This is a genomic window from Ruixingdingia sedimenti, assembly GCF_031432425.1.
GTDB lineage: Bacteria > Pseudomonadota > Alphaproteobacteria > Rhodobacterales > Rhodobacteraceae > Ruixingdingia > Ruixingdingia sedimenti.
On record NZ_JAVKPH010000003.1, the window covers coordinates 181,222 to 194,090 of the forward strand.

A 12,869-nucleotide genomic window follows, 5' to 3' on the forward strand; every position below is an offset into this window, starting at 1 on the left:
CCCCGAAGGCCGAGAGGAAGCCCGATGACAGACACCGCCCCGCCGCCCTATGGCCTTTGCGAATGGCTCGCCCCCGGGCTGCGCCGGGTGATCGCGGCCAACCCTTCGGCCTTCACCGGCTGGGGCACGAACAGCTATATCCTGGGCGAGGGCGCGGTGACGCTGATCGACCCGGGCCCGCCCGACCGGGCGCATCACGCGGCGCTGCTGGCGGCGCTGGCGCCCGGGGAACGGATCGCGCGCATCGTCGTGACCCACAGCCATCTGGACCATTCGCCGCTGGCCCGCCCGCTGGCCGAGGCCGCGCGCGCGCCCGTGCTGGCCTTCGGGGCGACCGGGGCGGGCGATATGGCGCGGATCGGCGATCTGGGCGGCGGCGAGGGGCGCGACGACGGTTTCGTCCCCGACGAATCGTTGCCCGACGGGGCAGAGATCGACCTCGACGGCGGGCCGCTGCGCGTGCTGCACACGCCGGGCCATTTCGGCAACCATATCTGCCTGGAATGGGGCGGGATGCTGTTCAGCGGCGACCATGTGATGGGCTGGTCGACCTCGATCGTCTCGCCCCCCGATGGCGACATGGGCGCCTATATGGCCTCGCTGCGCCGGTTGCAGGGGCAGGGGTTCCGCCGCATGTTCCCCGGCCATGGCGCGCCGATAGAGGCACCCGAGGCGCGGCTGGCCGAACTGATCGCCCATCGCGAGGGGCGCGAGGCGCAGATCCTGTCGGCCTTGGCCGAGAGGCCCGCCGACGCCGCCACCCTGGCCGCGCGCATCTACCGCGACATCCCGCCCGCCCTGCTGCCCGCCGCCGCGCGCAACGTGCTGGCGCATCTTCTGGACCTCGCCGACCGCGGCCTCGCCGCCCCCATTCCCGAGGGCCCGCCCCTCACCCCCGCCACCCGCTTCGCGCTGCGTGCAGGGGGATGAAAAAACTTGCGAAAGGTGCTGGACACCCCCGGAAACCACGGCTATATCCGCCCCGTGTTCCGGCGTAGCTCAGCGGTAGAGCAGTTGACTGTTAATCAATTGGTCGTAGGTTCGATCCCTACCGCCGGAGCCAAAAATCCCTGAAAATACAGAGATTTAAGAGCAAGCCCCCTCGCGGGGGCTTTTCTCGTTTGGGCTTTGGGGAACACCGGGGGAACAGGTCGAAGCCGGGGGAACGCGCCCAGCGCCGCCGATGAATCGGGCTACTCTGCCCGCTTCAAGGCCGCAAAGGTGAAGCCCTCGCGCATCCGCTTGCCGCCGTCGAACCAGCAGCAGAGCGCATCGCCGGTCATGTAGGCTTCGCCCTCATAGGTCATCACCGGCCCGCCGCTCTTGAGCTGCACCAGATCGCCGGGTTTCAGGTCGTCCTTGGTCATGGTCATTCATCCGCCCAATCAATGAAGGCCAGCGCATCTTGCAGGGTCGCGCCCTCGATCCCGGCTTCCTTTGCCTGCGCCAGTGCCGCCACCATCGTTGCCAGCGCCCGCGCCTTGCCGCCCGCGTCGAAAGCCTGCATCGGTCGCACAACGTCGATCTGGACAGGCCCGCCGAGCTTTTCCGAGGCTTCCTCGGCCATCTGCCCGGCAATCGGCTGCAAGATGAGCTGCGCAAGGTGCCGCTGCGCCTCGCGCACCATCGGCCCGGTTGTCGCCGGGTTTTGAAGGCCGGGCAGGATGCCGAAAGCGGAATAGATCGCGCCCTTGGCTTCGGTCAGGAACTTATCGGCCAGGGTGCGCGACAGATCGGGGGAAAGCTGATCCGGCCCCTTGCCGAGTTGCGGGTGCATCCCCGCGCCGACAGCCTGCGCCACGCCCTCGATCACGATTGCCGAGCCGCGCCGCCCGATGAAGGAACGCCGCAAGCCGTCCATGTCATCCGCCGAGCCTTCGGGCACGGGCACGATCTGACTGCCAAGGGGCGCATCGCGGAACACGTCGCGGATCGCCGTTTCCACCTCGGCCAGCAGTTGCGCCGAAAGCTGCGAACGCCGCAGAGGGGCAGAACCCGCCCAGGGCATCACGGCATCGGAACCGATACGGAAGTGCAGCACTTCACCGGCCAGCGCGATTTCGGATCGCCCGCCGCCCGCCTCGGAGATTTGCAGCCGGTAGGATCGCGGATCGCCGTTGCGGGTCGTCACATCCCAGTCAGAGGCCGGAATCAGCTTGTCACGGATCAGGAACACCGCCTCGCCCCGCAAGGCCAGAGCGCGGGCCGTGATTGCCAGTGCCCGCCGGGTCAACAGGTCGGTGCCCTTCACATCGGCCAGCGACAAGCCGCCTTCCCAGAGAGTGACGCAGGATTGAACCGCCGAGGTCAATTCGCCAAGGCCAGAGGCCCCGGTGATGAAGGATTGCCGCGCCGCCATGATCTGCGCCGTGTAGCCGGTGCCGCTCGAGCGGGTTTCCACCGGCTTGCGCCGGAAAAGGTCGATCAGCCCCACGTCATGCCCTCCACCGATTCAAGGCATACTGCGCACCGCGCAGGGGTTGCCGGTCTTGGTGCGTTTCCCATGCCCGCGCCTCGATCTGCGCTTGGCTGTAGGCGGGCCGGGTGACTGCCGACAGCTCGAACAGCGCCGCGCGCATGACAGTGCGCAGATAGTCCGCGCCGCGCCGCTCGATCCGTTCCCCGCCCGGCTGGACGCGGAACCCAGGCGACAAGCCACGGATTAGGCCGCTTGCATGAGCCGCCAGAAAATCGCGCGCCCAGGACGTGCCGCCGTCGATCCGGGCTTCTAGGACAAGCGCCGCGTCGGTGTCGGTCAAGGTCAGGGTGCCCGCCGCTCTCGAGGCCAGAGGCTTGTCGAAGCTATGGCCGAACAGCAGGTGAATATCCTCGCCCGCGTCGATCCGGTCTGCGAAGGCCCGAGGGGCGATAACCTCATGCCGCCCCGGTGCCAGCTCGGTTTGCGCACCATAGGGGAAGCTCGCGCGAAGGCGGGTTTCCCCGCCATCGCTGCGAACGTCCAGAGCGCCGAGATTACCGCCCCAGAGCATCAGGTGCCCTCGGCAACGGCCAGCTCGAGGCCGGTCACAAGTTCGAGTTGCGAACCGCGCGCCACGGTCACGTCAGCGGTCGTCAATGCCGTGAGCCGCAGCCCGCCGGATTGCGCATCCGAATAGGGGTCGCGGATCAGATCGAACGCCCCCCAGATGCCGACAAAGACGGGGGCAACGCCGCCCGCATTGGTCGTCAGCAGCACTTGGGTTTCCAGCGGCGGGCCACCAGCCGGTGCCGCAAGCGCATTTGTGGTCTGCACCACGCTGCCGATCTGCGCTTTCACCCGGTCCCATTCCGTCACGCCCGAGCCGGTGAAGGCTTCCACGCCGTCAAGGAAGCTCCACAGCTCGGGCCGGATCAGTGCGCGCACCGCGCCCGGCCCTGCCGCCGCATTGGCGGTCATAAACCGCACCACAGCCGCCCGCAGAGCCGCCCAGGACGCGGAACCCTCGGCATCGGTCGAGGTGATGCCATAGGTCGCCACGCCCGGAATGACGCCGAGGGGTTGCCCATTGGCACCCGTGCCTCGGAAAATCGCCTTGTCCAGCTCGGCTTGCATGGTCCCGGCCATGTCGCGCCGGATTGCAGATTCCAGAGCATCGCCCGACTGCATCATGGCCTTGCGGCTGATCCGCATATGGATGCCGAGGGTTTGTTCCGGTTTCAGCGCCTTGTCGGTCGTCGCATAGACGGTCGGCCCGGCCACATTGGCAAGCTCGCCATCGGCCCAGCCCGCCGTCACCGCCGAGGTCGTCACCGGCCATTCAATCGCCCCGCTGCCCACGGTGATGAGCTGAACGCCCATCTGCGCCGCGACAGAGGCCGGGAACAGCCGATCAATGATCGGGCGGGTTTGCAGCGGGTCCGGGGTGCCCGAGGCAATCGTTTCGCCCGCCCGTTGCTCGAGCGCCAGAAGCGGAACCGGGATGCCACGATATCCGCCCGCGTTGCGCAATTCCTGCACCACTTCGGCGGTCTTGCCCGACAGCGCCTTGCCCTCGTCCAGCGACAGCACCGCTTGCCGCAGCTCGAAGCCCTGCACCAGCTCGCGCCATTGCACATCGGAGCGGGTTTCCAGATCCCGGCCCGCCTCGCGCCGCTCGCCATCCTCGGCCACCAGCGCCGCGCGATAGCGGGTTTCATTGGTCTGATATTCCCGGTCGAGGTCGCCCATCTGGCGCACTTCATCCTCGGTCGGTTTGTCCTTGCCCGCCAGAGCCGCAAGCCCTTGGCGGATTTCGCTTTGCCGTTTGGCAATCTTCACAGAGTCCAGCATGTCTTACTCCATCGCCGGGGTTTCGGTTTCCGCTGCCAGATCGGCAACAGCTTCGCGCCACGCTTGGCGCTTCGGATCGGGGGGCTTGTGCCCGCACTCAATACGGGTTTTGCGGGTGTGACAGCCCGCGCAAAGAACTTGCAGGTTCGCCGGATCGAACGCCCGTTCCGGGGCATTGCGCACCGGCTGGACGTGATCCACCTCGAGCCGCCGCCGTTCGCCGCAGCACCGGCATTTCCAGCCGTCACGCTCGAGGATTTGGTGCCGTAGCACTTGCCAGCGCCGGGTTTTCAGCACGGGCCGCGAATAGCGGGCAAAGTCCTTGCGGGTTCTAGCCATCGGTGCGCGCCCTCGCCGTGATTTCGAGGAAGCGGTGCCGCCCGTCCTTGGCTTCCTTGATCCCGAGAATGTTCCAGGTCAGCCCGCCTTGGGTCAGCCGGTCTTTCGGGTCCAGATCGCGGGTGAAGCCGGTCGAGCGCACCACGAACCGCGACAGAAGGCTGGCCTCGATACTGCCCGCCGTCGCCTTTTCCATGTCCGAAACATCGGTGCGCGATGCCGAGACGGGGGAACCGTGATCGGCCCACACCTCGGTCATGCCGAACCCATCATCAACCAGCGTGAACCGCTGGAATTGCACCCGCCGGTCAAGTTTGGCTGCGCCACTCATAGCCATGCCATCCTGACCTTTCGGGCCGGTGCCGCCTTCATCCGGGCACCCTGCGCAACGGCCAGCACGGTTGCCGCCGCCGCGTCGATCCGGCCCAGGGAACGCGCCTTCGCCAGCTTGTGATTGCCCGCAGGGTCAACCAGCGTGATCGCATCCGAGAACGCCGAGCGCAGAAGCATGGAAGGGGCAACGACAATCTCGCCGTCGAACAAGGCCCGCCGGAACCGCTCGATATCCTCGGAACCGTCCTTCCACCCGAACCCGCGCCACACGAACGGAACCCGCGCAAGGCCCGCCGCCTGCATCGCCTCGGAAAACTCGGCATGGCGGAATCGGTCGCCCACGATGCAGGCCACCTCGGCCCCGTCCAGGTGCCGCACGATCTCGGCCAGCCACGGGCCGGGGGGCACGGTTGCCTCGCCCATCACCGACAGCTCGCCCCGGTCGTTCATCTGCACATAGCGGTCGGAGACGCCATCCGCCGCGCCACGATCCGCAAGAGACGGGATTGCCGGGAATGTTCCCAGCGCCTCGAGCCTGCCAGTGTCGGGCCAATAGAAGGCCGCGGCACTCATGGAACGGGAACCGCCGAGGTCAACGCCCAGAACACAAGGCCCGGCCCGTTCGGGAAGCTGATCGGGGGAAACCTCTGCCGACAGCCATTCGTCAACCGTCACCAGCACCGAACGATCTTCGGAGCTGATCCGCTCGTTCCGATTCAGGTTGCGAAAGCTCGAGAGCGCCGAACCGCCGCGCGCAATCGCGCGCCGTGCCTGCGCCACCAGCCAGTCAGAGGTTGCGCCGATGCCTTCGGTCGCGCCGGGGTTGGCCTCGAGTAGCGATGCCAGATCATCGGCGGGAAGCCCGAACGCGGGCCGGTGTTCCTGCACATACGTTCCCGGCGGGGGTTCATCCAGCCATCGGGAAAAGGTGTTCGCGTCATCCGGTGCCGAGGTCGAGATAATCAGCGCCCGGCCATCGCGCTTGCCGAGGCCCGAGAGGATCGCGTTTTCCAGGTTGTCGCCCTTGTCGCGTTCCCATGCCGCCCGTTCATCCATCAAGGCCAGCGTCGGGGCACCACCCAGAACCGACTTGCCATCCGCCGCAATGACGCGGGCCAGCCCGCCGCCGTTGCCTTCAAACTCCACCTCGAGCTTGGAGCCGCGCCGGATCGTGAATTGCGCCCGATCTTCCTCGGGCAAGCCCTCGATGAAACCGACAAGGAACCCGAAGGCGGTTTTCGCCTGATCCCGGTTCCGGGCTGCGAACAGGATTTCCCGCTTGGGCTGATCGTCCCAGACGCCGACAAGCGCGCCGAGCGCCAGCCCCGCCGAGAGCGCCGTTTTCGCATTGCCGCGCCCGATCGACAGACAGGCCACCATGACGCCATCGGCCAGAGCGCCGCGAACGAATTTGCGCTGAAACTCGGCCAGCCGCAGAGGGGTGCCCGCTTTCTTGCCCTCGGGAATGTGCAACAGCTCGAGGAAGGCCATCGCCCGATCTGCCGCAGTTTCCCCCCGGATTTTTTCCAGGAGAGAGAAAGCAACAGTCCCACCCCCGGTTCCATGCCACCCTGAACCGGGGGCATTGGGACCAGAACCGAACAGGTCATCTTGCTTCATGCGGTTCCGAAGGCCGCTCACGGGTTGACCGGACACATCCGCACCCCGCGATATCGCGCGACGATCCGGCTTGCGGCCAGCGACAGGCCCACGGGCCGGTTAGTGTCACCGCCGCGCGCATCAAAGAGCAAGGCCAATTGGTCGATGATCGCAAACCGCAGATCGGCGGGCAGGTCGTCCGCATCCTCGGGCAAGTCATACTCTGCCGCCGCTGCCACATCAGCCGCCGCCGCCGAGAGCATCAGCATAATGGCCGCGTCGTCGTCGTGATGATCGACACGCGCATGAGCCTTGGCATCGGAAAGAAGATCGAACACATCCATGCGCCGCATGATAAATCAGACGCAAACAATTGATAACTATATCACTTTATCACTTCATCTAACGCGCATCGCGTGCGCAGCACCGCGTCAAGCGGGTGCGCAGCGCATAGGGGTGTGGGGATATATGGCGAAGGGGGGATGAAGGGGGGATGAAGGGGGGATGAAGCCCCTACGCATCCCCCATGCAGAGGTATGTCACGGGCCGAGATGCCGGGCCGGTCGTTTCGTTCCTGATCTTGCCCTTGTTATAGAGCGCGTCCATCGCGGCCTTGAAGGCACGTTTCGTCACGCCCTCGGCCTCGGCACTATCTGCGAACATCTTGGGCGCATAGGTCGGCCCGCCGTTGCCATTGACGCGCCGCCCCTGTGCCGTGAACGCCGCCAGCAGCTTGAGGAACACCCGCTCGGCCTTGGCACCCGCTGCCATGCGGTCGAGGCCGGTTTCCGGGGCATCCGCCACGAAAACACCGCCCTGCCATGTCACGCTGATTTCGCCGCCGTTGCGCCCATAGTTGGCTTTCTTGGTCGAGAGCAACCGCGCATCCGGGTTGGCCTCGTATCCGTCTTGAATGACACGCTCGAGATAGAGCCGAGAGCGAACAGAGTTGTTCCAGGCGGTCGAGCCGCTTGTGCCGCTGCCGCTATTCAAGCCCGAGAGTGACGGGTGCGACAGCAGCAGCAAGGCGCACTCATGCTTGATCGCCAGCCCGCGCAACAGCCCGACGAACTGCCGCGCCTGCGCCCGGTCGTTTTCATTGCCGGGGAACAGATCGGCCAGGGTGTCCAGCACCACCAGCGCCGGGTTTTCCTCGGCTATGCGCTTTTCGATTTCATGGAACAGCGCCGAGGCCAGCAGCACCCCGCCGGATCGGTCCAGCATGGCAAGCAAGGCATCCTCGCCCGCAAAGCTGCGCAGGGTCAGCCGGTCCAGATCGTCAAAGCTGCCGCCGCTGGACTGCACCACATCGGCAAGCCGTCGGTGAAGCTCGGCCTCGTCATCCTCAGCAGAGATGAACAGCGCGCCGCCGCCTGCCACGCCACGCCCGAGCCATGCGCCGCCGGTCGCCACCGCATAGGCCAGTTGCAGCGCCAGAAGCGATTTCCCGGTGCCGCCGTCACCGCCGAGAAGGGTCACGGTGCGCGAAGGCACCAGATCGCGCACCAGCCATTCGCGCGGGGGAACCGGCTTGCCTGACCATTCCGAGGCCGGGAAGAAGCGCGATGCACGGGGCACGGCATCCTCGAGGAAAGGGTTATGCGGCGGGCCGAACCGATCATCCGGGGGCATGTCATCCGCCGGGGGCAGATCGGCAAAGGGGTCGTGATGAACGTTCATGCCGCCCCCCTGCGCAGGAACCGGCCCTCGGCATCAACGCGCGTCAGGAAGGCTTGCCGGTCCTTCGGATCGAAGGTTCCCCAAAGCCGGGCAAACAGCCGCTTGCGGGTATCCAGCCCGAGCGCCAGGCCGCGCAGCCGGTCAAGCGCCGCCGTGCCATAGGCCACCAGCTCATGCGCCGGGGCACAATCGGCCCAGAACAGCGCATCCCCCGTCACGGTGCCCAACAGATCGCCCATGACAGGCCCGCCGGTTTCCAGCTCGGCAAGGCAGGTCGCGCAGATATGGGCCACGTCTTGCGGGTCGCAATGGTCGAGCGCGAACCACGCCGCGTTTGCCCATTCCTTGCGGATACGGTATTCTATCGGCGGAACCTGCCCGGTTTCAAATTCGCCCTCGGTCGCGGTGCCAGCCGCGCCGGGGGTTTCGCTTTCTTGCTGCATCAGGCCCCCTCTTCATCGTCCAGGGGAATGCCGCCAACCTCGCATCCGACAACCATCAGGCGGGCCATCGCGGCATCGAGCATCTTGTGATAGGCTTGCAGCTTGTCGGACCAGTCGGCCAGATTTTCGACAAGCGCGGTCATGGCATCCGGTTCGGCCTCAAATGCGGCGCGCAGCTCGTCCTTGGTCTTTTCAATCGTGATACCCGCAAGGCGGATATGCACCCCGATTTGCACCTGCCAGTCAGCGTCAAAGTGTTCCTTGGGAAACGGCACGGCCTCAAACTCGATCCCACTCATGCCACAGCCCCCCGCGACGCATCGGCCTGCGCCTCGATCCAGGCGGAGATTTCAGCCTCGCGGAAATAGCGCCGCTTGCCGATGTAAACGGGCTTGGGGAAGGCCAGATCGGGGTCATTGAGCCAGCGCCACAGGGTCATGTCAGACACACCGCCGCACAGGTCGCGCACCGCATTTGCGGATATCAGCTTGTTTTCCATAGCATCACGCCTCTTGTTAGAACGTGATACCCAATATTCACAGATCGGCCCGGACAGCGGCCTATCTGTCCGGTTTTTCTTTGAAGCGGTCCCATTGACGCCTGATCGCCTGCCAGCCCCCGAGACCCTCGGACTCGCACTGGCGGGCCGCGTTTTCTACTCCCAAGGCAGGCACCAATTCTTTCATGCGGGTGAACCGTGCCTCACGCATAGGAGCGTGAGCCTTGTTCGTGATCGCAGCACCGTCTTTCTGCCCGCGCTTCACGGGTCGCCCGGTCAAGGCCAGAACTTCCCTCTTTTCGCCGCTGATCGGATCAACACCAGCGCGCCACCACATGCGTTCCTGTAGTCTGCCCATTTCTTCGGTCGCCATCAGCATCCGAGATAGGTTTTCGGGTGTTACGTCGCCAGCCTCGAACCGCTCGCGTCCTCTTTTCAGAGCGTTGTATTCGGCCAGCCAGTGCGCAGCTATCCATTGCGCCGAGTTTTCCGCCAAGCCCTTTTCGCGCAGAGGTCCGGTATTCACCGCGCACTTGCCATCATCCGCCAAAGCTACCGTTGCAAGGATTGCTCGGCATCGCTCGGCATTGTGCCGGTGCAAGGCATCGCCGGGCCAGTCGCCAGGTTCGGCAACGGGGAAGGAATCGGCCCATGCCTTGAAAGCCGCGATACAGCCTTCCACATCGCGCGGGTCGTCCATCCGATACTTGATATCGGTTCGCTGCATCATCCCGGTGTCTCTTGTGATCCTTTCGGGCATCAGCGCGCCCCTTCCAGCCGCACCACGTTGTCGGGCTGGCCTTGCACCAGCGACAGCACGAACCGGCCCCACGCCTCGAGCGCCTGCCGCTTTTCGTCCGCATAGTCGTGCCGCTGATAAACCGCGACGATCCCGCCGCCGGTGCCCGAGATGTGATTTAGAACCGCCTCGGTCACGCGAACCGGGATGCCGAGCCGGGCCATGCCGGTTGCCGCCGTCCTGCGCAGATCGTGAAAGGTCCAGCGCGGGATTTCCACCGCCTCGCCGCGTTCCTCTGCCGCAAGCCGCTCCATCGCCTCGGCCAGATGTGCCCGCGCCTTGAAGAACCCGCTAACGGGGGTCGTGCCGGTCGTCGTGAAGATGAAGCCCGGTTTCCCCTCGATCCGCTCCACCGCGCCGAGAACCTCTTGCACCGCATCCGACAGGGGCACGTCATGCGCCCGCCCGTTCTTTGTCCGGTCTGCCGACAGGTGCCACAGATCGCCCCGAATTTCCCCCTCGGTGATCTGCGCCGCCTCGTTCAACCGCTGCCCGGTCAACAGCAGCACCTTGCCGAGAGGCCCCCACGGGAAGCCCTCGGCATCGCAAGCCTGCCAGAACCAGCGGATTTCATCATCGGTCAGCACCCGGTCGCGGCTGGCCTCTTTCGCCACCGGCTTGACGCCCGTTGCCGGTGACAGGGGCAGGATATCCCGCTCCACCGCCCAATTCAGGAACTTGTTGAGATAGGCCCGAACCCGGTTCGCCGTCACCACGCGCCCGCTATCCGCGATGCCGTCCAAGAGGTCGATCACGTCACGCTTGGTGATCGAATGAATGTCCCGCTCGCCCCATTCCTTGACCACAAAGCGGTCAAGCTCGCGCCGCACCACGTCACCGGATTTCAGCCCTTTGAGGTGCCGCTTGTCATACTGGCCGATCAAGGTCTTGATCTTGTCGCGGTCATCCTCGGGCTTCGGTGCCTTCGCCGCCTTCACTTCCTCGGCGGGGTCGCGCCCTTCGCTGGCCGCTGCCATCACTTCCCGCGCCCGAACGCGCGCCGCCGCCAGCGACAGTGTGGGGAAGCTGGCAAGGGTCATCCGCCGATGCACCCCGCCGTGCCTGTAGCGAACTTGCCAGCTCTTTTTGCCGGTTGGCTGCACCACCAGGTAAAGGCCGGTGCAAAGGTCGTCAGGGATTTCCTGCCGCTTGTCGGTCGCCTGTAGCGTTTCAACCGTCGCCGCCTTCAGCTTCATGTCAATTTGTCCTTCTGGGGAACAGTCTGGGGAACAGTCTGGGGAACAGAGTTGCGGATACCCGCCGTTCCCCAACGTTAGACGATGATAGGCGGAAACGTCAAGAAATATTGATTTTCAGTGTGTTGCGCGCGACGATAGTTTTACATCGTTTGGCGCTGATAGCCAGCTAAAATAGACTGTTAATCAATTGGTCGTAGGTTCGATCCCTACCGCCGGAGCCAAAAATCCCTGATATCGCAGGCTGTAGATGGCCGGTAAAATCAGTCGTCGTCCGTATCCGTCCGCGGGTGGGGTTTCCGGGCTGGGGTATCCTTAACGGATAGCCGATCGGGCACTTTCGATGATCCCACGGAGTTTCAAGGATAACCGATCAGCGAATTCGCATGGTTTCATGCTGAGACGCGGATAAGAGCACGGCGTGGTGCGCAGATACCGGCCTTGGGCATCCGGTCGCCTCTTTCGCGCAGGCGTGGGTGGAAACGGTGCGGACCGCAGGGTCGGCATGGCGACCTCGATGTCATTTCTTTCACCGAGGCGCGCGGCAAAATCTGGCGATAGAGTCCATATGGCCTTTACATTTGGTCCATATGGCCCATATTGAGACCAGAGGAGCCGCCCATGCAGATCGCCGCCAGAACCCGGGAACCTGCCCAACTCGACGCCATCGCGCTGAAGGCCTATGCGCGTGTGGCGGAGGCCTGGGGGCTGGCGCAGAAAGAGGCGGCGGCGTTGGCCGATATGTCGGAAAGCACCTGGAAACGGGCGCGCAAGCCAGGGTTCGCGGGGGAACTGACGCGGGATCAGCTGTTGCGGCTCAGCGCCCTCATCGGGATCTACAAGTCGCTGGAACTCTACTTTTCCGAACCGCTCGCCCGCGGCTGGTTCACCCGCCCGAACACCGGCCCGCTGTTCGGCGGCGCGCGGCCCATCGACAGCGCGATCGAGGGGGGGCTGCCGCAGATCCTCGCCATCCGCACGCATCTGGATGCGCTGCGGGGCGGCGCATGAGGAAGGCCGACCTGTCGGACCGGGGGCTCGTGCGGCTGCTGCCCGCGACATACCACAAGCCGCCGGCGCTGCGCGGGCTGGTCGATACCGACGACGAGATGGAGATCCTGGCCGAGATCGAGGGGCTGACCTCTGCCCGCCTGCGGGCCGAGCGCGGGGGGAACCCGCATCTGGACCCGCGCGAACTGGCCTGGCGGCGGCGGTCGCGCGACCTGCGGATCTATGGCGACACCCATGTCAACGCGGCCTTCACCTATACGCGCGCGGGCGGCAGCCGCTTCAACCCCGAGACGCGGGGGGCCTGGTATTGCGCCTGGGACAGCATGGTGTCGGTGGCCGAGGTCGCCTGGCACCGCACGCGCGAACTGGGCTTCACCGGCTGGTTCCACGACAGCGCCCGCTATGTCGAACTGCTGGCCGATTTCATCGGTGCCTTCGACGACATCACGGACGAACCCGGCCATCCCGCGCTGGCCGCCGATCCGGCGGCCGGCTATCCCGAGGGGCAGGACCTGGCCGAGCGGCTGCGGCGTGCAGGTTCGCGCGGGCTCGTCTATCCGTCGGTCCGGGCGCCTGCGCCGGGCGGCAACTGCCTTGTGTGTTTCGAGCCGAACGCGATCCAGAACGTCCGGCCCGGCGCCGCCTGGGATCTGGTGTGGCAGGGGACGCCGGAGTATTCGGTGCTTGCGGCCGGCTGAAC

General features: G+C 65.5%; 17 protein-coding genes and 1 tRNA gene. 4 read left to right on the forward strand and 14 right to left on the reverse strand.

Annotation, left to right across the window (positions count from 1 at the left end):
* Window positions 1-24: 24 nt before the first annotated feature.
* Window positions 25-930: an MBL fold metallo-hydrolase gene (locus RGD00_RS04405; RefSeq protein WP_310456079.1), complete on the forward strand. Its 906-nt coding sequence runs from the start codon at window positions 25-27 to the stop codon at window positions 928-930.
* A 58-nt stretch (window positions 931-988) separates the two neighbouring features.
* Window positions 989-1,063, forward strand: a tRNA-Asn gene (locus RGD00_RS04410).
* 130 nt (window positions 1,064-1,193) lie between these two features.
* Here the strand turns inward: RGD00_RS04410 and RGD00_RS04415 are convergent.
* From RGD00_RS04415 to RGD00_RS04480, 14 genes are all read right to left on the reverse strand, one after another.
* Window positions 1,194-1,373 (reverse strand): YodC family protein, encoded by a 180-nt coding sequence (locus RGD00_RS04415; protein ID WP_310456080.1) that lies wholly within the window; start codon window positions 1,371-1,373, stop codon window positions 1,194-1,196.
* On the reverse strand, window positions 1,370-2,434 hold the full coding sequence (locus RGD00_RS04420) for a hypothetical protein (RefSeq protein WP_310456081.1): 1,065 nt from the start codon (window positions 2,432-2,434) through the stop codon (window positions 1,370-1,372). Before RGD00_RS04420 ends, RGD00_RS04415 begins: the two co-directional genes overlap by 4 nt.
* A 1-nt stretch (window position 2,435) precedes the next feature.
* Window positions 2,436-2,990 (reverse strand): HK97 family phage prohead protease, encoded by a 555-nt coding sequence (locus RGD00_RS04425; RefSeq protein ID WP_310456082.1) that lies wholly within the window; start codon window positions 2,988-2,990, stop codon window positions 2,436-2,438.
* Window positions 2,990-4,270, reverse strand: a complete 1,281-nt coding sequence (locus tag RGD00_RS04430; protein WP_310456083.1) for a phage major capsid protein — start codon at window positions 4,268-4,270, stop codon at window positions 2,990-2,992. Before RGD00_RS04430 ends, RGD00_RS04425 begins: the two co-directional genes overlap by 1 nt.
* Before the next feature lie 3 nt (window positions 4,271-4,273).
* On the reverse strand, window positions 4,274-4,609 hold the full coding sequence (locus tag RGD00_RS04435) for an HNH endonuclease (protein WP_054301044.1): 336 nt from the start codon (window positions 4,607-4,609) through the stop codon (window positions 4,274-4,276).
* Window positions 4,602-4,940, reverse strand: coding sequence for a head-tail adaptor protein (locus RGD00_RS04440; protein WP_310456084.1), 339 nt, complete (start codon window positions 4,938-4,940; stop codon window positions 4,602-4,604). Before RGD00_RS04440 ends, RGD00_RS04435 begins: the two co-directional genes overlap by 8 nt.
* Window positions 4,937-6,562: a terminase large subunit domain-containing protein gene (locus RGD00_RS04445; RefSeq protein ID WP_310456085.1), complete on the reverse strand. Its 1,626-nt coding sequence runs from the start codon at window positions 6,560-6,562 to the stop codon at window positions 4,937-4,939. The genes RGD00_RS04440 and RGD00_RS04445 overlap by 4 nt, the downstream gene beginning before the upstream one ends.
* Window positions 6,563-6,579: 17 nt before the next feature.
* Window positions 6,580-6,885, reverse strand: a complete 306-nt coding sequence (locus tag RGD00_RS04450; protein ID WP_310456086.1) for a head-tail connector protein — start codon at window positions 6,883-6,885, stop codon at window positions 6,580-6,582.
* Window positions 6,886-7,054: 169 nt separating this feature from the next.
* Entirely contained in the window at window positions 7,055-8,221 is a 1,167-nt protein-coding gene (locus RGD00_RS04455) for an AAA family ATPase (protein WP_310456087.1), read from the reverse strand.
* Complete coding sequence (locus RGD00_RS04460; protein ID WP_310456088.1) at window positions 8,218-8,664, reverse strand: hypothetical protein; 447 nt, start codon at window positions 8,662-8,664, stop codon at window positions 8,218-8,220. Before RGD00_RS04460 ends, RGD00_RS04455 begins: the two co-directional genes overlap by 4 nt.
* The gene (locus tag RGD00_RS04465; RefSeq protein WP_310456089.1) at window positions 8,664-8,963 is read right to left on the reverse strand and encodes a hypothetical protein; all 300 of its coding nucleotides are present in this window, start codon (window positions 8,961-8,963) and stop codon (window positions 8,664-8,666) included. Before RGD00_RS04465 ends, RGD00_RS04460 begins: the two co-directional genes overlap by 1 nt.
* Window positions 8,960-9,163 carry a helix-turn-helix transcriptional regulator gene (locus RGD00_RS04470; protein ID WP_310456090.1) on the reverse strand — a complete coding sequence of 68 codons (204 nt, stop codon included), beginning with the start codon at window positions 9,161-9,163 and terminating at the stop codon, window positions 8,960-8,962. Before RGD00_RS04470 ends, RGD00_RS04465 begins: the two co-directional genes overlap by 4 nt.
* A 61-nt stretch (window positions 9,164-9,224) precedes the next feature.
* Window positions 9,225-9,923: a hypothetical protein gene (locus RGD00_RS04475; protein WP_310456091.1), complete on the reverse strand. Its 699-nt coding sequence runs from the start codon at window positions 9,921-9,923 to the stop codon at window positions 9,225-9,227.
* Complete coding sequence (locus tag RGD00_RS04480) at window positions 9,923-11,158, reverse strand: tyrosine-type recombinase/integrase (protein WP_310456092.1); 1,236 nt, start codon at window positions 11,156-11,158, stop codon at window positions 9,923-9,925. The genes RGD00_RS04475 and RGD00_RS04480 overlap by 1 nt, the downstream gene beginning before the upstream one ends.
* 621 nt (window positions 11,159-11,779) lie before the next feature.
* Here RGD00_RS04480 and RGD00_RS04485 point away from each other — a divergent pair.
* Complete coding sequence (locus RGD00_RS04485) at window positions 11,780-12,169, forward strand: antitoxin Xre-like helix-turn-helix domain-containing protein (RefSeq protein WP_310456093.1); 390 nt, start codon at window positions 11,780-11,782, stop codon at window positions 12,167-12,169.
* Window positions 12,166-12,867 (forward strand): RES family NAD+ phosphorylase, encoded by a 702-nt coding sequence (locus tag RGD00_RS04490; RefSeq protein ID WP_310456094.1) that lies wholly within the window; start codon window positions 12,166-12,168, stop codon window positions 12,865-12,867. The genes RGD00_RS04485 and RGD00_RS04490 overlap by 4 nt, the downstream gene beginning before the upstream one ends.
* Window positions 12,868-12,869: the final 2 nt, after the last annotated feature.